The organism is Mucilaginibacter sp. (genome assembly GCF_039207105.1).
Taxonomy (GTDB): domain Bacteria; phylum Bacteroidota; class Bacteroidia; order Sphingobacteriales; family Sphingobacteriaceae; genus Mucilaginibacter.
Window position 1 is genome coordinate 17,953 of record NZ_JBCECK010000034.1, and the last position, 25,021, is coordinate 42,973.

Sequence of the window (25,021 nt, forward strand, 5' to 3'; positions counted from 1 at the left end):
CCCTGCTTTGTAAGGTGTTGATTAGTAGGTGGAACTGGACTGTATTTGATTGGCTTACTTAAAGTTAAACAAATAAATTGATCAATAAAATCTATAAAAAAAGTTATTTTAATTAGAGTATTACCGGTAATTATTTAGCGTCGGTATGAATGTTTTTCCGGAAACCATCTGGCGACATTCCCGTTTGTTTTTTAAAGAATTTGCAGAAGTAGGAGTTGTCTTCAAAGTTTAACGCGTAAGCAACTTCGGTAACCGTTAAACTAAAATTGATCAGCATGCGCTTGGCCTCTAACGCGATTCTGTTTCGAATTAAATCGCCAGCCGATTTTCCTAAAGCACCGCTGCAAAGCGCATTTAAATGATTAGGTGTAATAAACAGGAGCTCGGCATATTGTTTAGGCAGCCGCAAGTGCAGGTAATTTTGTTCAATTAGTTTTTCAAAGTTTTTTAATAGCGTTAGGTTATAGGATTCTGCCGCATGTGCCTCGGTTTTTACGTTCATATTCCCGATCTGTAAAAACAATTGAAGGATCCAAACCCTGATCGCGTCTTTCTTAAAGCGGGTGTGTTTTTCCATTTCCCGAACGGCATTGTCTAAAATTTCGATGATCAATTTTCTTTGATCTTCTGGAATGTCAATCACGGAATCGGCCGCGATGCCGTTCAGGAAATAGAATTGATCAAGGTAATCAGATTTTAGTAAAAATGACTGAAAAAACTGAACTGAAAAATTGATGACATATCCGTCCATGTCGCCTTCAAAATCCCAGCCATGTACCTGGCCGGGCGCCATAAAATAAGCCCTGTAAGGTATGATCTGAAAACTTTGAAAATCAATAGAAAAGCTGCCGCCGCCACGTGTAAATAATATCAGATGATAAAAATCATGGCGATGCGGGAAATGAAGGTTTTTGAGGTTTTTTAAATAGACAGCAAAAGGGCTAACAATCACCTCCTGCTGTCTGTCTATCGAGAATTCACAAATATCATATACCTTAAATTCACTTTTCATGTTCAAAGGTAAAGTTAGTGATTGCTAACGGGTTCTTCATTTAATTCATACACATAACCCAGACTATGCGCATTTTTATGTGTTACATTTAAATCTTTCACTAAGCCTGTTTTCAGGTCAATTACCCAGCCATGAACTTCCAGGTCGGTACGTTCTTTCCAGGCATTTTGCACCACGGTGGTTCTGCATAGGTTGTACACTTGTTCTTCTACGTTCAATTCAACCAGTCGGTTAACCCTTTCCGTCTCATCGGCAATGGTATCCAACTCCTGGCTATGCATGCGATAAACATCTTTGATATGCCTCAACCAGTTATCTATTAATCCAAACTGTTTTTTGCTCATAGCGGCAGTTACACCGCCGCAACCATAATGGCCGGCAACAATTACATGCTTAACTTTTAACGCGTTCACCGCGTAATCCAGCACGCTTAACATGTTCATATCTGAATGTACAATCACATTGGCAATATTACGATGCACAAATACTTCGCCTGCCCGGGTACCTGTAACCTCATTAGCCGGGACACGGCTGTCTGCACACCCGATCCATAATATCTCCGGGCTTTGCCCTGCCGCCAGGTTTTTAAAAAACTCGGGTTCTTCTGCCGCGCGTTTGGTTGCCCAGTCTTTATTGGCTTTCAGCAATGCCTTATAACTTTCAGTTTGCGCTAATTTTAGTTTCATGATTTGTTGATTTTTAATTAATTAGGTTTTGAAATTTATTTGAGGAGCATAGGGTGTTTCGCTTTCACCTTATGCTCCTTATAGCAGGTTAAAATTTGTTGAACGGTAAAAACTTACCATCTAAAACAAGTTTTACACGGGCGCCATTTGGCGATTCAACACGTTCTATACCTATCTTGAAATCAATACCGCTCATAGCGCCATCGCCAAACATTTCATTGATAGCGGCTTTGATGTCAGGGCCATAATTTTGCATCATTTCAGTTAACCTGTACAAAGTTGGATCGCTTGGCGTAGGCTGTAACGCGCTTCTTAACGGTATCTCCTGTAATGATTCTACCAGCTCAGGAGTCAGCGATAATATTTCTCCGATTTTTTTGGCAGCAGCCTCATCTAATGCCGCCTGGCCGTGCAGTGCGTGTATGGTCCATATTAAACTACTGCCTATAGCGTTTGCCAGATCCTGAAATTTTACCTTTTTGGTTTTAATGCTTTGAATAATTAATTCAGTTGCGTTTTTTCTGTCCATTTCCTTAATTTTTTTGTTATTCAAAGGTACTGGCTATCAGTTTGTTGGTACGGTAGTAATTAGCTGGCTTGCGGTACAATTTACTTATCGGCTATTTTTTGCTGCCGTAAAGGTTAAAAAAATGCGGTAATACAGACTTCTTCTGGTAATTTGGGAAGGGAGTAAGGTTCAGGAAGAATGAATATCAGCCATGAAAAGAGTTATCCTACTCTTTTATATTCAGAGATATTTTGCCCGGTTACATTTTTAAAAAACCTGCTGAAGTGCGCTGCATCCTCAAAGCCTAATTCATAGGCAATTTCTTTTGCGGTTTTATCTGTATAATAGAGTAATCTTTTTGCTTCGCTGATTATACGCTCATGTATAATTTGTAAAGGCAATTGGTGGTGGTAGCGCGCAAATAAATTGGATAACGTTTTGGGCGATTTATTTAATAGATCGGCGTAGAACCGAACCTGGTGCTGTGTTTTAAAATTTCTGTCAACCAGTAAATTATATTTTCTGACGATGTCAAATTTGTCAGATTCAACAGGCCGCTCTTTAACATATTCACCTTTGGCTAATCGGGTGGCAATTATAATTAGTCTTTTCAATAACATTTTGAGCATTTCTGATTGTGTGCTATCATGCGTTTCAAATTCTTCCAGAAACACCTCTCTTAATCTCTCCAGTTTTGTTTTATTGATCTGATCTAACCCGATGAATAGATTACCGTATGATCCAAAAAACAGGAAGCCGGCACAGCTTACCTCATTGTCATGGTCAACTATACAATAAAAATCCCTATTATATTGCCATGCGGTAATTTGTTTCGGGTTTTCAAATGAAAATGTTTGATTAGAGAATAGCGGCAATAAGCTCCAGGCCGGGAATGTATACGTTATATTATCAATGTGAATTTTTTGATCTGCGCCTCTGTTAAAAGCAATAGTAAAATGACGTTTGGCCACTTCGGTTCTATGGCCGCAAAATACCTCATCTTCTAAAAAGTGAATTTCGCCACCTGTCCGCCCGTCAATATGTGTTAATTTCATTGTCCTGATTCTCAGTTGAAAAACCTCTGTTTTTATCAATGATCGCTATGATAATTAGCCGTGTTTGCGCATGCAAAAATAGTATAGCAAGAGCGTTCAGTAAATGTTAAAATCCGTTAAACACATGTTAAAATTTACTGTAGATGCAACCGTATCCAGAAGGAAATCGGTAATTCTTAGTGAAAGATCGCTATGATCTGGCTGTATGTTACCTGAGTTTGCCGCTGTCGCAAAATGTTAAAGGATTGTCATAAGTATAATGTCTTGAATTTTTCCTGGCCTGGCAAGGTATTGATTATCAATGATACGAACCTTGATGTAAGTGGCAGACATTGATGTAAGTACTTGTAAATAAATTAATTGCATAGTTCATTTGCGGAAAACAATTGAAATAAAATGAAAAAATGGAATTTAGAAGGCAAACTTGCACTGATAACCGGGGCAAGTAAAGGTATAGGAAAGGCCATAGCTGAAGAATTTTTAAGCTTGGGTTGTAAGATCATTTGTGTAGCCCGTAATGCCGATGATATTCAAAAAGTAACGGAGCACTGGCAAAAACAAGGGCATTTTGCAATTGGTGTGGCGGCTGATGTTACCGTTGCCGCTGATCGTGCACGTATTAGCGCGGCTATAGAAGAGCATGGCGGTAAACTGGATATCCTGGTTAATAATGCTGCTACAACTATACGGAAAAAGTTACATGATTATACGGAGGAGGAATATCGCGGAATATTTGATGTTAATGTGATTGGTTTATTGGAGATGTGCCGGATGGCTTTTCCTTATTTAAAGGTTAATGCGCATAGTTCGGTGATCAATCTTGCCTCAGTAGCAGGGATGACGGATGTTCAAGCAGGGGCTCCTTATGGTCTGTCAAAAGGCGCTATTATTCAGCTTGGCCGGAATTTAGCTGCCGAGTGGTCTGAATGGGGTATTAGGGTGAACAGTGTGTCGCCCTGGTATATCAATACAGAAATGGCAAAAGCGGTACTGACAGATCCTGAACGTCTTAACCGTATTTTAAGTCGCACACCACTGGGGCGGGTGGGCGATCCTGAAGAAATAGCTGCTGTTGTTTCATTTCTGGCAATGGATAAATCGTCATATGTTACCGGTCAAAATATTGCTGTTGATGGTGGTTTTCTGATAAAGGGCTTGTAAAAGATATATACATACAGGTTTTCCTGATTTTCAACCTATTCGGAAAATCCCAACAAATTTAAAATGCAACTTTTAAAAACAATAAAATACAACCTATTAACCGGAATTATCGGTTCCGTAGTTTTGCTTTTTTCCTGTTTAGATGTTAACGGCCAGGAAAAGGGCCCAATCGAAATGGATCAACCCTTTTATCATCACATGAAATTGGGAGATTATGATATTATCGCATTATCTGACGGAACAGTACCTATCAATTTGCATGAAGTACTTACAGATATAACACCAGATAAAATTGATCAACTATCTGCGGCTGGTTTCCAAACCACAACATCAGAAACATCTGTTAATGCCTATTTAATAAAAGCAAACGGAAAGAATATTTTGATCGATGCCGGTACGGCTGAACTATATGGTCCAACGCTGGGTCATCTGCCAGAAAATTTGCGAAAGATTGGTGTTCCTCCTGAAGCGATTGATGCTGTGCTGATAACGCACATACATAGTGATCATACTGGCGGCCTGATGCAGGGCAGCAAGATGGTGTTTCCTAACGCTATGATATACATAAGCAAACCTGAATTAGATTTCTGGCTTAATGAGGATAACAAAATAAAGGCACCTGAACGGTTGGTGCACTGGTTTAAGGAAGCAGAAGATAAAGTAGGTCCTTACGTTAAAGCGGGCAAAGTTAAAACCTTCGGCTATGGTAAAGAGTTATTTCCAGGAATAAAACCTATTGCCGCCCCTGGCCATACGCCAGGCCACACCTTTTACTCAATTGAGAGCAAAGGTCAGAAGCTTGTTTTTGTAGGCGACCTGGTTCATGCCGCCGCTGTTCAATTTCCAGACCCATCGGCTACTATAAATTTCGATGTAGACTCCAAAGCTGCTGCTGCAACACGCTTGCTTACCTTCCGCGATGCTGCTGCAAACGGATATTGGCTGGCTGCCGATCATATATCGTTTCCGGGCATAGGCCATGTACGGAAAAACGGTACAGGGTTTTTGTGGGTGCCGCTCAATTACAGTACCCTGGGTGTAGGTCAGTAACTTAAGTTATCTGCCAGTTCATAATAAACATACGGGTAGCATTACAAAAATGGGCTGGCAGAAGGTTATTTCGCTTTGTTAGTCACTTTATCGATTTAAAGTATTACTAAATAAAAAGCCGTCTCATATGTCATTATGAGACGGCTTTATTTATATTGAAGGATTCTTACTTGATTATTGTCCTATTTTTGTTAACAATATAGCTACTGAATCTGGTTTTGCTAAGAATGCAGAATGGCTGGTATTTAATTGGTATACTGTTTTTACACCACCAACGGCGGTTCCAATCATCCTGTCTTGTAGGCCTGGAGATACAACACGATCCTGTAAAGTCTTGATATAAACCTTCTCAACAGAGCCAAAGTTTGCAACAGTCAATGACACTGTATCCTGCAATGCGATTCCCGGCTCAGAGCGATAATTTTGTAGCACCAGATTTTGAACCTGGGCTGAACCATCTTGTATAAATATATTTACAATCTGGTCTTGTTTTACATCAACTGTTAAGCCGCCATTATTCATAATAAGGTTTCCTGCAATACCCAACTGAGAGCCCGGATCAGTTTGTGCAATACTAAATAATGATTGTCCGGAAGTTGGTAAGTAGGCGGCCAGATAAACAAGCTTTTCGATTTTTGTAGGTATCTTTTCAGCAACAGACGAAATGATCATACCACCTAAACTATGACCAACAAGAATAACTTTGCCATTGATTTTTGAAATGGCATCCATCACTTTATCCCTGTACAGATTTAAAGTTATTGCCGATGGTGCTGTATTATCGCTGCCGTGGCCTGGAAGTTCAACAACGGTAACGTTGTTGCCTTCATTAATCAACTTGGTTTTTACCGCGTCCCATACATAAGGAGCCTGCCATGCGCCATGTACCAGTACATAATTTTTAGCAAGTGGTTTCACTTCATCATTCTTTTTTGAACAAGATGAAAACATCAAAGTAGCTGTAGCAACAGAAAATAAGATTAATATAAGTTTTTTCATGATTTGAGATGCCTAATTGTTTAGGACATGACAAACATCGGGCGATATAGCGGCAATAACTTTAACCCAGGTTAAAATCGAAAAATAGCCCAAGTCGTAAAATCAAGTCATTATGTAAAGCAACCAAAACAGCTAATAATTAGTTATACTATAGTCACCCAGCCACGGGCAGGATATAATGGAATTTTATATTTTTATAGCATGTTAGAAAATAAACCAGAAACAGAAATAGAGTTATTACGAACTGTCTTAGGATCTGTTGGTATGAAAGCTGAGGCGTTTGACTTATCATTGCCTCACTGGAAATTAAAGCAGTATAAAAAAGGGGGGTTTTATAACGAATATAAAAATGTGTGTAAACACCTTGGGTTTGTGATTAACGGCGTGTTCAGAATTTACCGGGTAAACAGCGAAACGGGCGAAGAAAAAAATATGCTGTTTTTTACTGATCACCAGTTTGTGGCTTCCTATAAAAGCTTTTTGGCCCAGTCCGCTTGCGAATATTATACAGAAGCGATGGTTGATTCGCTGATACTATATATACATATTGATCACCTGAATGAACTTTACGGGCAATCACACCAGTGGGAACGCTTTGGAAGGATCGTAGCCGAAACGGCTTTTCATGAGGTTATGGTTAATACGGAAGGGTTCCTGTTTAAAACACCAGAAGACCGTTACCGGGAAATGATGGAAAAGCATCCGAATATTTTCAACTCGGTACCACTTTATCATATCGCCTCTTATCTGGGTATCCAGGGGCCGTCATTGAGTCGCATTCGTAAACGAATGGTTGGGAAGTAACCTTCGTTTACCTACCATCATATTTCTGAATTTTTAAAGCCTTTGAAAACTTTTTTTCAGAGGCTTTTCGATTTTAACCTGGGTTAAAGTTATTGCCGCGATATCGCCCGATGTTTGTCATGTCCTAAACAATTAGGCATTAAACAAACATGAAAACAGCAATAATAATGATGGCAATGAGTGTATTAGGTTTTACAGCTCAGGCCCAAAAAACAACCAACAAAAATTCTAAAACAATTGTACTTGTTCACGGAGCATGGTCAGACGCATCTGCCTGGGATGCAGTAACTCCTTTGTTAAAAGCCGAGGGCGAAGAGGTGATCACCGTTAACCTTGCCGGCCACGGAAAAGACACTACCTCATTTGCCGGTATCACTTTTCAAACTTATGTTGACCAGGTAAAAGCAGCAATTGGTACCCGTACCAATGTAGTTTTGGTGGGCCATAGCTTTGCCGGACTGGTGATCAGCCAGGTAGCTGAAGAAGAACCCGCTCAAGTTAAAGAACTGATCTTCCTGGCAGCAGCCTTGCCACATGATGGTGATAGCCTTTTAGGACTTGCAAAAGGAGATCCGGCCTCCCATATCGGCAAATATCTTACCATTGATAAAGAGCACGGTGCTGCAATAATTGCTAAAGAAGGAGCAGCTGATATTTTTGCAGCTGATGCACCTCAGCAAGTACAGGACTACATCGCCGCAAACATCAAACCGGAACCATTAGCACCTTTGGCTACACCAGTTCACTTGACCGATAAAAACTTCGGCAGCATTAGAAAAGTATATATCCACACCGTTAATGACCATGCCATCAGCTACCCTGCACAGCAATATATGGTAAAAAACAGCAAAGTAGCCAAAGTATATAACTTACAAAGCAGCCACACCCCATTCATTTCTATGCCCGATAAACTGGCCGCCATCCTTATCACAGAAAGCAAATAACAATAAGTTGAGTATCAAATAATAAATTTTTAAATAATCAATCGAAATAATATGAAAACTAATAATAACACCATCCTGATCACCGGCGGTGGTTCTGGTATCGGTCTGGAAACCGCCCGTAAATTTTCTGCACTTGGTAATAAAGTAATTATCGCAGGCAGAAATATTGAAAAATTAAACGCCGCTGCCGCCAGTTTGGACAATGTCAGCGTGATTCAATGTGACCTCACTGTAGAAAGCGAACTGGATGCTTTGGTGAAGCAAGTGCAATCACACTATCCTGAGTTGAATGTATTGATCAACAACTCTGGCAGCGCATTTCAATTTTCTTTAAATGAAAACGCTAATGCTTACGATGGTGCCCGCAAGGAAATAGAAATTAACTACCTGACCCCGGTAAGATTGACTGAAAAGCTTATGCCAATCTTAAAGAAAAATGCAGCGTCAGCAGTAGTTAACATTACGTCAGTTGTAGCTATTGTGCCCTGGGCTGTTATGCCTACCTATAGCGCCAGCAAAGCAGCCTTGCAATCTTACACCCGGTTATTAAGATTATTATTGTCAAAATCAGATGTCAAAGTATTTGAGGTGTTGCCTCCATTGGTAGATACTGAATTTTCAAAAAATATTCCTGTCGATAAGATGCCTCCTGCTGCAGTTGCCGAAGCAATTGTAAGCGGTATAGCTGAAGACAAATTTGAAATAAGGATCGGTTTTACAGACCATTTTTATAACATCAATAAGGAATCTCCGGAAAAAGCTTTTAACGCGCTGAATGGCGTGGCATAAAAAAGCTACAGTAAATATTAAATCATTAAACATCAAACTTTATATCATAAATCAAAAAATCATGAAACGTATAGCAAAAGCACATTGGAACGGTACACTACAAGACGGCACAGGAGAAATCAGCACACAAAGCACCGTGCTTAATCAGACACCATATTCATTTAAAACCCGGTTTGCCGATGGGATAGGCACTAATCCCGAAGAGTTGATCGCCGCGGCACATGCAGGTTGTTTTTCAATGGCACTTAGCGCTACATTAGCACATCACAATATCACCGCTGGTGACATATTTACAACAGCAACAGTAGATCTCGATATGCAGGCATTAAGCATCACAGGTATTCATTTGGATTTACAGGCCAATGTAATTGAAGGTGTAGATGAAGCAACATTTGCAGAAATTGCTGAAGGCGCAAAAACACATTGCATTGTTTCTAAAGCATTGAATGTACCCATTACATTAAGCATTGTTTACGCTTAACATGACCTGAAGGTCAAGTATCATACCACTCAAACTCATTGGATAATATCCGGTGAGTTTTTTTGTTTTGGGATGCTCAAATTTTACTTCGGCACTAATAAGTTTCGAGCGTACCGCGTACAGCGCCTACCGAAATATTTCATGCAACAATGATCCATCGTGATACTTATCCAACCGATTGTCTAACTCGCGCTTTCATTTGTCCGGTTCACGGGGAATTTGCTTTTTGATGGGAGATACCCAGCATAGTTTTGAGAAAAAACACTGAACAATATTATGAAAATTCAAAATTTAACAAACTTTGTGAAAGCGACAGGTCTATCAATTTTATTAGGTCTGACTATGACATCTTGTAAAAAGGATCATGACAAGCCGGTAGAGGTCTCAGTAGATTATCATAAAACTGCTAAGACACAATTTCTCAATGTAGGTGACGCTAAAATTGCTTATCGGGTTTTGGGAGATCAGCCGGGCATTCCACTAATTATGGTTTCAGCTTTGGCAAGCTCGATGGATGATTGGGATCCTGCTGTTACCAATGGCTTTGCATCAAAAAATAAGGTGATTTTATTTGATATGGAAGGGGTGGCTTCTTCTACCGGAACAACGCCAAATAGTATACAGGATATGGCCAAAGGTGTTGTCACCATTATTAAATCCTTAGGCTATTCCAGGGTGAATTTAATGGGTTTTTCTATGGGCAGTTTTATTTCGCAACAAATTGCTTTGACCGAACCTAACCTGGTAAACAAAATTATTTTGACTGGAACAGGCCCTAAAGGAGCGACAGGACTTAGTAATCTTCCGAATCTACTGGCGGGTGCAGCCGGATTAAGCCGTGAGGATAGCTTTTTAAAATTTGCTTTTACAAGTTCGGCAGCCAGCATTGCGGCAGGTAAGGCTGCATGGCTGCGAACTCAGGAACGCACGGTAGATCATGATGTGGAATTAAGCGCCGAGGCAGGAGCTGCTGAATTAACCGCGGTATTAGGCTGGGCACAGCCAGATCCGAAAGCATTGGACGAACTAAAAACGGTAAAACAACCAGTGCTTATTGCCCAGGGAGCAGAAGATTTAGCCGTACCGGTAATCAACGCGCAAAATATGTCTAAAAATTTACCAAATGTAAAACTGATCATTTATCAAGATGCGGGCCATGCGGCATTTTTTCAGTTTTATGATCAGTTTGTTACTTCGGCAAACGACTTTTTAAAAAATTAAGATAGGATTTGTTAGGCTTTATTTCATAGCTTAAGGTTTAGCCGCAATGTCTTTCAGGAGATTGCGGCTTTCTTGCAGGTAAATGAACCCCGGCATTCGGTAGTCAATGCAAACAACATAGCCCGCAATATTGCGAATTTAAAATTGATCGTTTATACCGATGCTGATCTGCGGCTATGTTCAGCATAATGCGCCCTTTGATTTCCTTGCGGAATAATGTATTAGACCAAATACCATACTAATCAGACGGCAAACCAAAAGCTGGAGTAATTACCATCTGCTTTTTAGATGAATCTGTTTTTCGACTTCGAGCTTTCAATGCTATTCGCAAAGTGAACCTGGACTTTTAAGCCAACAAAATTGGACTTTACAACAAAACGAGTTTTTCATATAGTAACGACATTTGTATATGCAGGTTTGATTACCTGGCTTTTAAAGTACAATATGAATAATAGGTTTATTAATTAGGTCTTTTATTTAAATCAATAATATGGATACCCTCGATTATCGATCAGGTTCATTACAGCCCAGCGTTCTGTATAATTGTTACGACAACGGTGACATAGAAGGCGAGGGTTTTGTCTCAGATCACATATTCAGTTACATCGTATCGGGAGCTCATGATGTTTGGATCGGTGACCGGTTCTATTCATTTCAGGCCGGAGATTATCGGTTCTTTCGGAGAAACCAGTTGACAAAATCTGTTAAAAAAACTTCCCAAAGCGGCTTTAAATCAATTGCCGTGCATCTTGATCAAAACACCCTTAAAAATATAAGTAAGGAGTATGGACTCCAGGCAGAGAAAGCCTATTTCGGTGATGATATCTTGCTGCTTAAGTCAAATTACTATCTCGATGCGTATATAAACTCTCTTTCTCCCTATATCAATACTGCTGGTGAAATGCAAGACAGGATTCATCAGCTCAAGGCAAAGGAGCTGGTGTTGATTTTGCTGGAAACTAATCCCGCGCTGAAGAATGTGTTATTCGACTTTAGCATGCCAGGAAAGATTGACCTTGAAGCATTCATGAACAGGCATTTTAGGTTCAATGTAAGCATTGACAGATTTGCCTATTTAACAGGTAGAAGTTTATCCGGATTCAAAAGGGATTTTGAGAAACTTTTTCATAATGCACCAAGCCGCTGGCTTGTACGGAGAAGGTTGGAGGAAGCGCATTTCCTCATCGAAGAAAAAGGTCAAAAGCCATCGGATGTTTATTTGGGAATTGGCTTTAACGATCTTTCTCATTTTTCGCATGCTTATAAAAAAGCTTTCGGACGTGCGCCGACAAAGAATACTATCTGAAAAAACATATCAAAAGTAATTTCTAATTTAAAATAAATCAAAAATGGATTCGCAATTAAAAGGAAAACGGGCTTTAGTAACAGGTGCAAGTTCGGGCTTGGGTGAAGCAATAGCAAAAATGTTGGCGGCCGAAGGAGCAGCGGTAATAGTCCACGGTCGTGATGTCCTTCGTGCCGGCAAGGTTGCAGACAGTATTATTCAGGCAGGAGGATTGGCAGAGGTAGCTATCGGAGACCTGGCAACAGATGAGGGTGCTGATGCAGTAGCTAAAACTGCGCTCCGTGGAGGAACGGTTGATATCCTGATAAATAACGCGGGAATAACACAACATACGGGATGGTTTGACACCCCATCAAGTGACTGGTCTGATGTGTACAATGTAAATGTGGTTTCTTATGTTAGAATGGTACAAAGGATAGTGCCACAGATGAAAGAAAAGGGCTGGGGACGGGTAATTCATATTGGTGGCGGATTAGCCATACAACCCATAAAAGAACAGCCTCATTACAATACAACATTGGCTGCACGGCACAATCTGTCTGTTTCTCTTGCACGTGAGCTGAAAGAAACCGGTATCACATCGAATGTGGTTTCTCCCGGGGCAATTATGAATCCAATGGTAGAGGAATGGTTGGTGAGGTCAGCCCCTAAGTTTGGTTGGGGTACAGAACTGGAGGAGATCAAATATCGTGCAGTTCAGGATCTGGTTCCTAATGATACAGGAAGATTCGGTCAGCCTGAAGAGGTAGCCGGCGCTGTATTATACCTTGTAGGCCCATATTCTGATTACATCAGCGGGGCTATAATTCGTGTAGATGGTGGTACGATGAGGAGCTTATAAATTATAGGCCGAGATATAGTTATGAAAAAACTAAAAGAGATTTTTAATCAGGTTAGTAAAGTTGTGGACAATACAAATAGCAATGATATAACCGAACTGCTTTTACAGTTGATCTGCTACTCACCTAAAACGCCGGTAAGGCTGCAATATCAGCAGTTAATGAGTGATGCAAGATGTTTCACCTTGGAGGCCAATGATCCGCATTTTAGTGGCACTATGTTAAAATTTAATGGTTTTATATGGGGTAATGGTAAGTATAAAGTGCTAATTACTCACGGTTGGGGTTCTAAAGCTGCTGATTTTGGCGATTTGATCACCGGACTGCAAACTTTAGATGATTTGCAGATCATTGCATTTGATGCGCCAGGAAATGGCAGCTCAGAGGCCGAATTATCTAACGTGTTACTTTTTGTCAGAGCAATAGAGGCAATTATAAACGTTTATGGTAAACCCGATGTCATGATCGGGCATTCTGTGGGTGCTATGGCCAATGCTATTGCCATTAATGCAACTATGATTAAACCGTCGCTGCTGATAAGTATAGCTCCTCTTATAATGTTAAAGGAAAACTTTATTGCGACGATGAGGCTTGCCAAGGTGCCAAAAAAAGCACAGGATCGTTTTTTTGAAAGCTTCCAATCTTTGTTTGAAACAGAAGCATCTGATTTTAATTTAAATAAGCTATACAAAGACGGTGCAGCTGTAAAGCATTGGCTGGCATATGATCCGGAGGATATAATTGCACCTTATAATTATCTTGAAGGCTTTTTAACCGCGCATCCTGATATTTTAACACAGGAATATCAAGACGTAGGGCATGAGCGGATTATTAAAAATCCAGAACTTATTGCAGCTATCCTGGAATTGGTAAAGTTGATAGGGTATTATTAACCTTAACAATATTTAAATTATAATGATCGAACTTCTGACCATGATGTAAGGACCTGCAGGTGGTATTTTTCAATCTCACGTTCGTAATTACGAAAAACACCTGTTTAGGAACAGGTGTTTTTCGTGGTAGCATTAAATACTAAAATAAAACATCAATGTATGGTATTATTCAAAGCTATTCCGTCTTGTGCAGGCATGTTAATGGTAGCTCCCGTTAGCGTATTGCCGTTAGCCTGACAATTCGTATACCCTTTAAAGCTGATACCTCCATTAGGCATGGTTGTCGTGATGTTATTATTATCCGCATGTACGTTGATCAGGCCGATTTCATTACCCTTGAAGTTAGAAACAAGAATGGCCGGAGCGGTAACATGGGTAACGCCCGAAAGATCTTCATTGGTACTTGAGAAAGTATTGCCGATGATGGATACATTAATGTGATTGTAACAATCTATCTGACCCTGGTATATCGTGTTATTATCAATTTTATGTCCTCCGGAAAGCGTATCAGCAGTGTTGTTCGTGTAGCCATCGTAAAAGAAACCGATAGCGACTGCACGCCTGTATTTGACGATCTTACCACGCTCGATGGGGCCGGTTCCATCCCGGAAATCAAAAATGTTATTATGGACATAAACGTTGGTCACTTGTTCATGGACGCTGTGCCGCTCAATATCAACCCCGCCCACCAGATAACCGGTGCCATGAACATAGTTGTTATAAAACTCGGCAGAATTAGTTGTACAAAACATCGCACCCTCGCGGTATATTGATTTGAAATCGTTGTCGTGTACCACCACATGCTTAACGATTCGCAGATTTAAGGATGGTTCATTGACATCACCAAATAATACTCCGTCACCCCTGAAGTTCTCGAACCTGCAATTGTTGACATTGATGTTTTCTCCGTTGTTGATGCTTAGCGCATGACAATACTGAAAAGTATCCATATAAGTTTGATGGGCGATATCGCCATCGAAGTCTATCCCGGATATGGTTACGTTGCTGACCGCGGGTTCATCCCACCAGGCCTGGAAAAAGAGAGCAGGGGGATTAAATCTTCCGGAGCTGAGCTTTATTTTGCAAACATCGCGGCCTTCACCCACTAATGATACGCCATTTAATAAAGGAATGATACCCACAGAGCCTGTGCCTTTGATGTAATAGGTGCCGGAAGGGAAATACACGGTCTGAATGTTATTGGTTTTGGCGTAAGCCATCACTGTTTTGATGGCTTGGGTATCGTCGGTCGTCCCGTCGCCTACTGCACCAAAATCTTTAACAGACACTTGGGTGTTGGTGGAAGATAATTTTTGTTTTTTGCTGATAGTCTGTGGAGGGACAGCATGTTCGTTTTTGGTGCAGCTGGTCATTAAAAAGACCAGCGCGATCAGAGAATAGATTGTGTTTTTCATAGGATTTATTTTTAGATAAAAGGTTGCATAGGAATGTCAATTCGACCTGATATCATTTTTGATGATCGGTTGTTTGGCATTGGTAAAAAAGAAAGCGAAATTGAACGTGAAGGTGTAATAATATAGAAAAAATATTGGCAGATGATACCTGAAGGTTAAGGCTTTGCATGAAATAGGTCCGGTTTATTATCCGCTAACTTAAAAAAATAAAACAGGATTATGCTGATAAAGCTAACATAGTTACGGTTAATTACGATAGATCAAAAATGGGCCCCGTAGTGACACCAAAAACACCTGTTGTGCCAGCAGACGATACTTTGACAGAAAAGACTAAGATCGCCGGATGTAGTGGGGCGTTTGTTGGAATGAGCATTTGGCAACCACGATACTGCGCCAGCTCGTGGCGTACTGCTATTTAACTTGAGCTAAATCAGATAACGGGAGTAGGGTTGAGTGTATAATAAATTGATTGTCAAAAAGCTACATCAATTAAAATTAACTGATAATTGCTATGGATAAAAGAAAAGCCTTGTAAGTTGCTGATTCTCAGAAGAGAAGTTCGAACTTCAAGGCTTTTTACTTGAAACGTAGCGGGGAGCAGGATCGAACTGCCGACCTTAGGGTTATGAATCCTACGCTCTAACCATCTGAGCTACCCCGCCGTTTTATTAACAATATGGTTGTTCCTAAAAAGGATTGCAAATATAGCAGAAATTCGTTTCACTTTTAAAAAATATTAAATTTAATGCATAGGTCTGTTAATCAGTCAGATAATTGTAGATTATCAAGGCTTGGTATTGATTTACACAACTTTAAGTTGTCCGGCGTTCATCAACTTATTTTTAGATGGGCTTAAAGAGCAGCGCATACGGTTTATTTTGTTGCTTTGCTGCGCCGTTAACAACCGGTAGCCTTAAAAAGTTTGCATATATAATAGAAATTCGTTTTCTTTAGAAAAAATGCTAATGTTTACGGCTTTTTAGCCTACAAGTATAAACCCCGATGTCCGAAAAAAAGAAATTTACTATTGAGTATGAGATAAAATCATCTCCAAGAATACTGTTCCCTTATTTAAATGAGCCTAATGGCTTGGCGCAGTGGTTTGCTGATGATGTGAACATAAGAGACCAGGTTTATACATTTATCTGGGATGGCGAGCCGCAAAAAGCAAAACTGCTTATCATCAAAGAAAATAAACTGGTAAGGTTTAAATGGGTTGAGGATGATGCCCAGTTTTATTTTGAAATGGAAATTTTGCAGGATGAACTTACCAATGATGTAGCCCTAAGCATAACTGATTTTGCTACTGAAGACGCTATTGCCGAGCGCAAGCTGATCTGGGATAACCAGATCGAATACCTCATCAGCGTATTAGGTGCTTAAAGGAACTTAATTTTAGCTAATTTTGTATTGTAAAATACCATTTGTGCGTTAATGAAGGTTAACAGGCTCAAAGGGTAGTTTATGCCCCGCTAATACAAATTGTGCTGATGAAAAAGATACATCTTTTACTACTAAAATCATTTATTAGGCCTTTCGTAGTTACGCTTTTCATCGTAATGTTTGTGTTGTTGATGTTGTTTTTGTTTAAATACATCGACGATCTGATAGGTAAGGGATTTGCCTGGTACACCATCCTGGAGCTTATGATGTACAATTCTGCTACCAATGTGGCTATGGCCCTGCCTTTGTCTGTGCTATTGTCAACCATCATGACCTATGGTGCCCTGGGCGAAAATTATGAGCTGGTAGCCATCAAGGCAGCTGGTATATCATTACGCCGGGCCATGTATCCCATGATTGTTATTGTATCGATACTCAGCATCGCGGCATTCTTTTTCTCAGATTATATGCTGCCGGTAGCCAACCTTAAATATTATTCGCTGCTGTATGATGCGCGCAAGCAAAAATCGGCCGATTTACTACCCGAAGGTGTTTTCAGCAATAATTTTACCGGTTATGCCATCCGTGTAAAACATAAAGACCCTGACGGCCAAACACTGCGTGATATTACCATATACCAGCGAACGCCAGATGGCAGCAACACTACAGTAACTATGGCGAAGGAAGGTGTTATGTTCAGAACGATGGGTGATAAATTCCTGGTACTGAAGTTGAAAAACGGAGTCAGATATGAGGAGTCTAAGGCTGAAGGTAGTTTTGACCCGAGGCAGCAGTTACAAAGGTTTCGCTTTGCAGAAACCGAGCAAAAATTTGATCTTTCAAGCTTTAAGCTGGCACGTACCGATGAGAACGAGTTTAAACAGGCATCGCAAATGATGAACTTAAAACAGCTTAAGTTTTTTGTTGATTCAGTACAGCAGCAGGTAAATGGCAGTGTTGCCATGAACTATAAACTGGTTACACCATATATCAAGTACTTTATGCTTCCGGCAAAGCCGGGCATAAAAAAATATATACCTGCCGATAAGGGAGGGGTATTAAAAAGCATAAAGTCTACTGATCAGGTTATGGCATTGTCAAGTGCCATGTCTGAGGTTAGGTCGGTAAAGGATGTGCTGAAAAACCGGACAGATCGTTACAAGTCAGACTCTATGACCATACGCAGATATGCTTCTGAAGTGCAGAAAAAATTCACACTCTCTGCCGCCTGTATAGCATTGTTCTTGATTGGGGCACCGCTGGGGGCCATTATCCGCAAGGGCGGGTTGGGGTTGCCGGTGGTAATTTCGGTGATCTTTTTCCTGATATATTACATCATATCAACCATTGGCGAAAAATCGGTAAAGGCCGGTAGTGTATCTACTTTTTTTGGTATGTGGATAGCAATTATCGTACTCACGCCCATAGGGCTTTTCCTGTCCTATAAAGCTGCTACAGATTCTGTTATATTTGATATGGAACTGTATAAACGCTTTTTTAATAAATTAATTAAGCGCAAAGGCAACGCAACACTATAAGTCATTCGTAATCATGTATATCAGTACAGTATTAGTCTATATGCATTTTACATAATACCGACCAGAATAATTTATATATATTATAAATTTGTTTATTATTAAAATAATTATGGCTCATTAATTTGAGCTATCCCAAATTCGATATAATGCTAAATACGATACAGGAAGCTATAGAAGATATAAAAGCCGGTAAAATGATCATTGTTGTTGACGATGAAGATCGTGAAAACGAAGGTGACTTTTTAACCGCCGCACGCAACGCCACACCCGAAGCTATCAATTTTATGGTACGCTATGGCCGTGGACTGGTTTGCGCGCCTATTACACAACAACGTGCCCGCGAATTGGAATTGGAACCAATGGTTAGCCATAACACTACATCACACGAAACTAACTTTACGGTTTCTGTTGATTTGTTGGGTCATGGCTGCACTACAGGTATCTCGGCATCTGACAGGTCAAAAACCACGCTGGCGCTGATTGATCCTTTAACCAAGCCCGAAGATCTGGGCAGACCGGGACATATTTTTCCGCTTATTGCCAAAGATGGCGGTGTGTTGCGCAGAACCGGACATACCGAAGCGGCTATTGATCTGGCTGTTTTGGCCGGATTTGAGCCTGCCGGGGTGATATGCGAGATCATGAAAGAGGACGGCGATATGGCTCGCCTGCCCGATCTGATGATCATGGCCAAAGAGTTTGATCTGAAAATAGTATCTATAAAAGATCTGATCGCTTACCGCTTAAGCGCTGAAACGTTGGTGCGGAAAGAGGTATCTGTAAAAATGCCTACTCAGTGGGGCGATTTTGACATGATCGGCTATACCCAGCTGGATACCGGCGAAAACCACCTGGCCTTGGTTAAAGGTACCTGGGAGCCTGGTGAACCAATTTTAGTACGTGTGCATAGTTCATGCGTTACCGGCGATATTTTTGGCTCATGCCGTTGCGATTGCGGGCCACAACTGCATAAAGCTATGGAGATGATAAGTAAGGAAGGTAAGGGCGCTATAGTTTACATGAACCAGGAAGGCCGGGGGATTGGTCTTATCAATAAGTTAAAAGCTTACCAGTTGCAGGAGAACGGATTTGATACCGTAGAGGCTAATATTAAATTAGGCTTTAAAATGGATCAGCGCGATTATGGTATTGGCGCGCAGATATTGCGCAGCCTGGGCATTACCAAGATGCGTTTGATGAGCAACAATCCTAAAAAACGGGCCGGACTTATTGGTTACGGTTTGGAGATTGTTGAGAACGTGCCTATTGAAATTGCTTCAAACCCGCATAACGAATCGTACTTACTCACCAAAAGAGATAAAATGGATCACGCTATTATGCGCGATCATTAATTAATTATTTTCGTCATCGTCAGGTTTGACGGCCGGTGTTCCGCCTGTTGTAGGTGGTACCGGGTTAGGAGTAACCGGCGCCCTGTCGCGCCGGCTCCTTCTGAATATGTTCCTGATAAACTCCCCAAAAGTATCAAAGTCGCGGGTATATACTAAACCAATACCGTTTACATACTGAAAGTCAAGATTGTTTAAAGTATTAAGCGACGTATTGTTCAAAAGTCGGTAAGAGTACCTGGCGGTAAGGTTACCATCTTTCCTGATCTGGTATAGTGCCTCAAAATCCTTGGTTAAATTACCCCTTGAAAATAAGGTAGCATTATTGTTGTTGAACGGATCATTTGAGCCGTTATTATTAAACAAACTGCCGCTAAAGGATAGCCTTCCATCATAAAACTTTAACGAAGCGCTGGCCTCATAAAGCGAGCGTATATTTAAATCGAAGTATTTGATATTTGATTGCGATATCAGGCTGTTCAACTTATTAAACGCAAACTCACTCACCGCTTCGCCTGCAGTACTGAATACCTGGTTGGTTAAGTTATTGTTGTTATTTGACGAAAAAGTACGGCGCACAATAATACTGATAGCCTGTTGGCTCCGGTTATTGTTATCGGCCAGATAAGTGGCCAGATCATCCTTTACTGATGGATCTGTAGGGAAGTTAAAGTCAAAGTCAATTAAAGGTTGCAATAACGATTTGGTTAATATCAGCTGAGCCTGTACCAATGTTTGTTGAGCTGATGTTGGCGCCTGCAAACCTGCCGCGGTGTAAAGCGGCGCTTTAGAGGTACGCACCTCATACAGGGCCTTCAGATTTATCTCGGCGTTTGATGGGTTGCCTGTCCACCTGATGGTACCACCCTGGCTAACCGTAAAGTTTTTACTGATAAAGTTTTTGGCCGTAAACTCAAACTTACCTGTGCTTATCAAAAAGTCGCCGTACATTTCAAAATCGCCCAGGCTGTTAATATTCAGCTTTAAGTTGTTGGCAACGCCGCTGCCTTCTAATAAGCCGTAGTCGGTAGCAATTTTAACAATTGTTTTTTCATCAGCGCTCAGGTCAAAATTCAGGGTAACACCATTAAAGGCGCGTTGCTTGGCCGGGGCTTTTAAAGTATCCCTATGGCTTACAAACTTAATAAAGTCATATTCACTGGCGGTTGATGAGGTATTGAGCGGAATATTGAAAACTGTACCCGCCTCTGTACGTGCGGTAATATCAATTTTCATATTATCAACCGGGCCCTTAAAGCTAAATTTGCCTGTACCGTAAGCCGTACCATAGTAAAGGTGGTTGTCTTTAAAAGTAGTATTCAGTGCCATCAGGTTTCGCGCGTCAAGCACTACTTGAATGTTGGGGTTATCAATGTTATTTAAATCAACTGTGCCGTTAGCTGTACCGGTGCCGCCTTTAACATCCTTGAGTACCATGTTTTTAATATCGATAACGCTGTTGTTAACGTTAAGCTTGGTATTAACGGTATAGGCGGTTTTTAAGTAATTAACGGTTACGCCGGTATTCTCGAGGGTAAGGTTACCGTTCAGTTGCGGGTTTGATGGCTTACCACTCAATTTCAGGTCGGTTGATATGTTTCCTTTAACGTCCGATACCAGGTCTTTTATAAACGGCGCGAAGATGATGGCCTCCGTTTGGTTCATCTTAATATCAAAATCCAGCTTATCGTCAGTGTCTTGGCCAAAAGCGTATATACCGGCAATGTTCATGGTCTCCAATCCGCGGTTCAGGATATTCAACTTCATGTTGGCCTGCTTGCGGTCGTTACCCAGGGTCGATTCCAGTTTTACTTTACCAATAAGTGTTTTGTTCATGGTTAGGGAGTCCACAGTCAGATGCGCGTCAACCCCCGGCGATTTGGTGATGGAAGTGAACTTGACATCGCCATCCATGCTGCCCCGTAAAAATATACCCGAGGTGCGGGTAAGCTGGTTTAGGGTGCGCATGTTAAATTTCTCAAATGAAAGCTTTAACTCATCGGCCGGATTATCAGAAATAAAACCGTTGATGCGCACCTTTTGCGGACCGTTTGATAACTCAAAGCCCTGCACCTGAGTTTTGCCATCAAGCAAGCGGATGCGTACCTGCTCCTGTATGTGCCATTTTTGCTTTTCAAGGATCACATCTGATGGCAGCAGCATTAACTTGGCCGTAGTATCACGCCCAAATTGTACGAGGCCGTAAAGGTCAAGCTGGTTTACTGCGTTTTTATCAGATAGCTTAACGTTAAAGTTTAAGCTGTCGTTTTTAACAAAGTTAGTAATGTTGATATCCTTAATAAACAGGCTGTCGGTAATATCAACCCGGCTTAATGATAAGCTGAGCCCCAGCATGCTATCCGTTGTGTTTTCGTCGATGATAAAATCATGGAAAACAGTTTTGCCATATTTAAATGTTTTAATATAGCCCGATAGGGTAGCCATTTTCTTTTCAGAATCAAACTGGCCTATAAGCGTACCCTGGTCGGGGATCTTCAGGTCAGGTAAAAATATAGCTGTTAGCGGATCTAAATTTTTAAGCTTCAGGTTAAACGCGAACTGCTCGGGTTTGGGCGTGACAATAGTTGTTTTTATTGATGGGATATACTTTTTGGCAATGGTTTTATAATAGGAGGGGAGGGTGGCCAGATCAAAGCGACCCTTGATGCTGGCATCTGCAAAGTCTGACCGGAGCGCTATCTCCCGGTTATTTCCTGTGCCGGTAGATGAAAGGTATAGCGAATCGACCACATAGTTATTCCTTGGGTCAACCACCCTGGCCGGCGAAAGTAAAATGTTACCCTGTATATTATCCAGTTCGGTACCCGAAAAGGCGGTTTTTAACTGCGTGCTAATCGTTATGGTATCGGTGATCAGTTTAAGCTTGTTCAGGCGGGCATCCTTAATGGTTGCAGCCAGGTCATATATCGGCAGCTTAGGCGCTAAATTCACACTGCCTTTTAAATCAAGCTTTACGTTTTTATCATTGATGGTGATGTGTCCATCGGCCAGTTGCTTGATAAATGAGCCGTTTACGGTCAGGTTATTATAGGTATAACCTTTAAAGTCAATAGCGTTGATTTTTGCGTCAACCACTTCGCTCAAGTTCTTGAGTTCGTCGCCGCTGCCTTTAATATCGGCGTTAAAGGTGGTGCGGCCCAGGGTTTCTTCATCAATTAAAGTGCCCAGATCAAAATTAAAGGCATCCAGTTTGCCGCTGTAGCTTGGCGTTCCCTTTTTATCAATTTTGAGGTTTATGTCCGAGTCAAATCTGCCTAAACCGGTTTTGAATATACCGTAGGCCACGAAATCATTCTGCAAGCCCGTAAACCTGCCGGTAAAGTTAATGTTGCCAAACTTGCCGATGATGGCCGGCGCTTTCATGGTAGGCGTACCCGAAAAATGACTGATCAGGTAGTCCATATCCTTTTTGTTGGATGCTATCTGGTCAAACTTCAGTTCCAGGAAGGTATTGTCCCAATCTGGTAAGCCACGCAGGTTAAAATCACCTTTGATAAAGGTAGCCTGCCCCCCGGTAATGGTCACATGCTTGGCTTTCAGGTTATTGACCAGGCCTTTTGCCTGACCGTCAATACCCAGATCAAAATTTACCTTGCCCAGGCCGCTGGTAAAGTAAGCGATATCGGTTGATGATATGCGTGACGTTTTGAAATTGGCATCCATATTTACCCTATTCTCAAAATTGTCAAAATCATCAAATGACTTGAACCGCATCCGGAAATAATCTTTCAGGTGCGAGTGTTTGGTTTGTATGGATAAATGCTGCAACAGTATCTGGTTGGTATCAATAGTGGTATGCGCGGTGAAGTTTTTGACATAAAAACCGCTTTTTTCCTGCAGGGTAAGGTTGTGCACATTACCCTTGAATAAGTGGTTTTTGATATCCATACCGGTTACTTCCGTGCTGAAATGGCTTACATCAATATCATCGAAGTTGACTTTGTTCTCTACCGTATCTATCAGCTGATTTTTATATCGGAAATGAAAATTGTTGATAGTTACCTTATCAAAATTCAGTGTCCAGGGTTTGCCGGGTGCTTTTTTGGTGGTATCCTTTTTAGTGGTATCACCCGCGAAGTAATCAATAATGAATTTTAGATTGGTGGTACTGTCTTTTTGCTTTTTTAAATAAAAGGAACCATTATCCAACTCAATGGATTCAAAGTTGATAACCCGCTGTTTAATACTGGTGACAAGCGAAAACCCATCGATATCAACTGCCAGCTTAGGGGTACTCAAGAGCGTATCCTGCTTTTTATCCAATACGTATAATCCCTCCAATACTACAGAGGTAAAGGGGCGTATGTAAAGACTTTTAACAGCAACTTTGGTATGCAGTTCGCCTGAAAGGTAATCGGCTGCCTGTTTGGCGGCCCAGGTTTGTACGGGTTTAAATTGAAAAGCCAGTAAAAGTATGCTCAGTGTCAATAAAATGAACAACACTATCCCTAACGCTATATTGAGTACTTTTTTAATAACTTTGTGTTTAATTAAAATTTCAAAAGTAAAAATTCAAAAGCGCTTGAAATGTTTTACTTTTTTAAAATGTATTGATAACCCATCAAAAGCTAAGGCTGGTATTTTTGACTTTTAACTTTTGATTTTTGACTTAATAACGTGCCTGTAATTTTAGGAATTGAATCTTCATGTGATGAAACCTCTGCATCTGTTTGTGTTGATGGGGTGATACTGAGCAACGTAATTGCCAACCAAACCATTCACGAAGCGTACGGAGGTGTTGTCCCTGAGCTTGCCTCAAGGGTTCATCAGCAAAATATTGTTCCTGCTGTTCAACAAGCTTTGTTGAATGCAAAAGTAAACAAAAATGATGTTGATGCAGTAGCTTTTACGCGCGGACCAGGACTTTTAGGTTCGCTTTTAGTAGGGGTGTCATTTGCTAAGGCCTTCGCGCTGGCCAGGAACCTGCCGCTTATTGATATTAACCATATGCAGGCCCATATTCTGGCCCATTTTATTGGCGATCATAAACCTTCGTTCCCATTTTTATGTCTTACCGTTTCTGGCGGGCATACGCAGATAGTTCTGGTGAACGATTACTTTGACATGCAGGTTATAGGCGAAACCCTTGACGATGCTGCCGGCGAAGCAATGGATAAAACCAGTAAAATTTTAGGGCTGCCTTATCCCGGCGGACCGCTTATAGATAAATACGCGCGCCAGGGTAACCCTGATGCTTATAAGTTTCCGGAACCACAAATACCCGGGCTTGATTTTAGCTTTAGCGGGCTCAAAACAGCTATCCTATATTTTATCAGGGATAATGTAGCCAAACAACCTGATTTTATAGCTCAGAACCTACCTGATATTTGCGCCTCGGTTGAAAAACGGATTGCTACGATACTGCTTAATAAATTGCAGAAAGCTGCCCGGGAGCACGGCATTAAACAGATTGCCCTGGCTGGCGGTGTATCGGCTAATACAGGTTTACGTGAAGGCTTAAAGGATATGTGCGCCAAAAACGGCTGGGAAAGTTTTATCCCTAAGATGGAATACTGTACCGATAATGCCGCCATGATTGCCATTGCCGGTTACTATAAATATTTAAA

Annotated in this window: 21 protein-coding genes and 1 tRNA gene; 14 read left to right on the forward strand and 8 right to left on the reverse strand. The window is 41.0% G+C overall.

The genetic code is table 11. The annotated features are described in order from the left end of the window. Nucleotides 1-130: 130 nt before the first annotated feature. From AAGC65_RS09550 to AAGC65_RS09565, 4 genes are all read right to left on the reverse strand, one after another. Nucleotides 131-1,012: a helix-turn-helix transcriptional regulator gene (locus AAGC65_RS09550; protein WP_343112215.1), complete on the reverse strand. Its 882-nt coding sequence runs from the start codon at nucleotides 1,010-1,012 to the stop codon at nucleotides 131-133. A gap of 14 nt (nucleotides 1,013-1,026) precedes the next feature. After that, nucleotides 1,027-1,698, reverse strand: a complete 672-nt coding sequence (locus AAGC65_RS09555; RefSeq protein ID WP_343112216.1) for a carbonic anhydrase — start codon at nucleotides 1,696-1,698, stop codon at nucleotides 1,027-1,029. 88 nt (nucleotides 1,699-1,786) lie between these two features. Next, complete coding sequence (cynS, locus tag AAGC65_RS09560) at nucleotides 1,787-2,227, reverse strand: cyanase (RefSeq protein WP_343112217.1); 441 nt, start codon at nucleotides 2,225-2,227, stop codon at nucleotides 1,787-1,789. A 200-nt stretch (nucleotides 2,228-2,427) separates the two neighbouring features. Then, nucleotides 2,428-3,261: a helix-turn-helix domain-containing protein gene (locus AAGC65_RS09565; RefSeq protein ID WP_343112218.1), complete on the reverse strand. Its 834-nt coding sequence runs from the start codon at nucleotides 3,259-3,261 to the stop codon at nucleotides 2,428-2,430. A gap of 396 nt (nucleotides 3,262-3,657) precedes the next feature. Here AAGC65_RS09565 and AAGC65_RS09570 point away from each other — a divergent pair, with 396 nt between their 5' ends. Together AAGC65_RS09570 and AAGC65_RS09575 are read left to right on the forward strand one after the other, a co-directional pair. Further along, entirely contained in the window at nucleotides 3,658-4,422 is a 765-nt protein-coding gene (locus tag AAGC65_RS09570; RefSeq protein ID WP_343112219.1) for an SDR family oxidoreductase, read from the forward strand. Nucleotides 4,423-4,485: 63 nt separating this feature from the next. Then, entirely contained in the window at nucleotides 4,486-5,472 is a 987-nt protein-coding gene (locus AAGC65_RS09575) for an MBL fold metallo-hydrolase (RefSeq protein ID WP_343112220.1), read from the forward strand. A gap of 174 nt (nucleotides 5,473-5,646) precedes the next feature. On the opposite strand, the gene AAGC65_RS09580 is transcribed toward AAGC65_RS09575, so the two are convergent. Continuing rightward, complete coding sequence (locus AAGC65_RS09580) at nucleotides 5,647-6,471, reverse strand: alpha/beta fold hydrolase (RefSeq protein ID WP_343112221.1); 825 nt, start codon at nucleotides 6,469-6,471, stop codon at nucleotides 5,647-5,649. A gap of 201 nt (nucleotides 6,472-6,672) precedes the next feature. On the opposite strand from AAGC65_RS09580, the gene AAGC65_RS09585 reads away from it, so the two are divergent. From AAGC65_RS09585 to AAGC65_RS09620, 8 genes are all read left to right on the forward strand, one after another. Continuing rightward, entirely contained in the window at nucleotides 6,673-7,275 is a 603-nt protein-coding gene (locus tag AAGC65_RS09585) for a Crp/Fnr family transcriptional regulator (RefSeq protein ID WP_343112222.1), read from the forward strand. Nucleotides 7,276-7,424: 149 nt separating this feature from the next. After that, a complete protein-coding gene (locus AAGC65_RS09590; protein ID WP_343112223.1) occupies nucleotides 7,425-8,219 on the forward strand; it encodes an alpha/beta fold hydrolase in 795 nt (264 codons plus the stop codon). 51 nt (nucleotides 8,220-8,270) lie between these two features. Then, a complete protein-coding gene (locus AAGC65_RS09595; RefSeq protein ID WP_343112224.1) occupies nucleotides 8,271-9,008 on the forward strand; it encodes an SDR family NAD(P)-dependent oxidoreductase in 738 nt (245 codons plus the stop codon). A 61-nt stretch (nucleotides 9,009-9,069) separates the two neighbouring features. Continuing rightward, complete coding sequence (locus AAGC65_RS09600; protein ID WP_343112225.1) at nucleotides 9,070-9,489, forward strand: OsmC family protein; 420 nt, start codon at nucleotides 9,070-9,072, stop codon at nucleotides 9,487-9,489. Nucleotides 9,490-9,831: 342 nt separating this feature from the next. Beyond that, nucleotides 9,832-10,710 carry an alpha/beta hydrolase gene (locus AAGC65_RS09605; protein WP_343112226.1) on the forward strand — a complete coding sequence of 293 codons (879 nt, stop codon included), beginning with the start codon at nucleotides 9,832-9,834 and terminating at the stop codon, nucleotides 10,708-10,710. A gap of 490 nt (nucleotides 10,711-11,200) precedes the next feature. After that, nucleotides 11,201-12,016 (forward strand): AraC family transcriptional regulator, encoded by an 816-nt coding sequence (locus AAGC65_RS09610; RefSeq protein ID WP_343112227.1) that lies wholly within the window; start codon nucleotides 11,201-11,203, stop codon nucleotides 12,014-12,016. Between the two features lie 43 nt (nucleotides 12,017-12,059). Then, nucleotides 12,060-12,857, forward strand: coding sequence for an SDR family NAD(P)-dependent oxidoreductase (locus AAGC65_RS09615; RefSeq protein ID WP_343112228.1), 798 nt, complete (start codon nucleotides 12,060-12,062; stop codon nucleotides 12,855-12,857). 21 nt (nucleotides 12,858-12,878) lie between these two features. Beyond that, a complete protein-coding gene (locus AAGC65_RS09620; RefSeq protein ID WP_343112229.1) occupies nucleotides 12,879-13,748 on the forward strand; it encodes an alpha/beta hydrolase in 870 nt (289 codons plus the stop codon). Nucleotides 13,749-13,900: 152 nt separating this feature from the next. On the opposite strand, the gene AAGC65_RS09625 is transcribed toward AAGC65_RS09620, so the two are convergent. Together AAGC65_RS09625 and AAGC65_RS09630 are read right to left on the reverse strand one after the other, a co-directional pair. Next, nucleotides 13,901-15,163: a glycosyl hydrolase family 28-related protein gene (locus AAGC65_RS09625; RefSeq protein WP_343112230.1), complete on the reverse strand. Its 1,263-nt coding sequence runs from the start codon at nucleotides 15,161-15,163 to the stop codon at nucleotides 13,901-13,903. A gap of 588 nt (nucleotides 15,164-15,751) precedes the next feature. Beyond that, nucleotides 15,752-15,825 (reverse strand) — tRNA-Met (locus AAGC65_RS09630). Between the two features lie 340 nt (nucleotides 15,826-16,165). On the opposite strand from AAGC65_RS09630, the gene AAGC65_RS09635 reads away from it, so the two are divergent. The 3 genes from AAGC65_RS09635 (at nucleotide 16,166) to AAGC65_RS09645 (ending at nucleotide 19,436) form a co-directional block, all read left to right on the forward strand. After that, nucleotides 16,166-16,546 carry an START-like domain-containing protein gene (locus AAGC65_RS09635; RefSeq protein ID WP_343112231.1) on the forward strand — a complete coding sequence of 127 codons (381 nt, stop codon included), beginning with the start codon at nucleotides 16,166-16,168 and terminating at the stop codon, nucleotides 16,544-16,546. 107 nt (nucleotides 16,547-16,653) lie between these two features. Then, on the forward strand, nucleotides 16,654-18,084 hold the full coding sequence (locus tag AAGC65_RS09640) for an LptF/LptG family permease (RefSeq protein ID WP_343112232.1): 1,431 nt from the start codon (nucleotides 16,654-16,656) through the stop codon (nucleotides 18,082-18,084). 146 nt (nucleotides 18,085-18,230) lie between these two features. Further along, nucleotides 18,231-19,436, forward strand: a complete 1,206-nt coding sequence (locus AAGC65_RS09645) for a bifunctional 3,4-dihydroxy-2-butanone-4-phosphate synthase/GTP cyclohydrolase II (RefSeq protein WP_343112233.1) — start codon at nucleotides 18,231-18,233, stop codon at nucleotides 19,434-19,436. Here the strand turns inward: AAGC65_RS09645 and AAGC65_RS09650 are convergent, their stop codons facing one another. After that, nucleotides 19,437-23,882, reverse strand: coding sequence for a translocation/assembly module TamB domain-containing protein (locus AAGC65_RS09650; RefSeq protein WP_343112234.1), 4,446 nt, complete (start codon nucleotides 23,880-23,882; stop codon nucleotides 19,437-19,439). Nucleotides 23,883-24,071: 189 nt separating this feature from the next. Here AAGC65_RS09650 and tsaD point away from each other — a divergent pair. Then, on the forward strand, nucleotides 24,072-25,021 hold a 950-nt coding region (tsaD, locus tag AAGC65_RS09655; protein ID WP_343112235.1), incomplete at its 3' end, for a tRNA (adenosine(37)-N6)-threonylcarbamoyltransferase complex transferase subunit TsaD.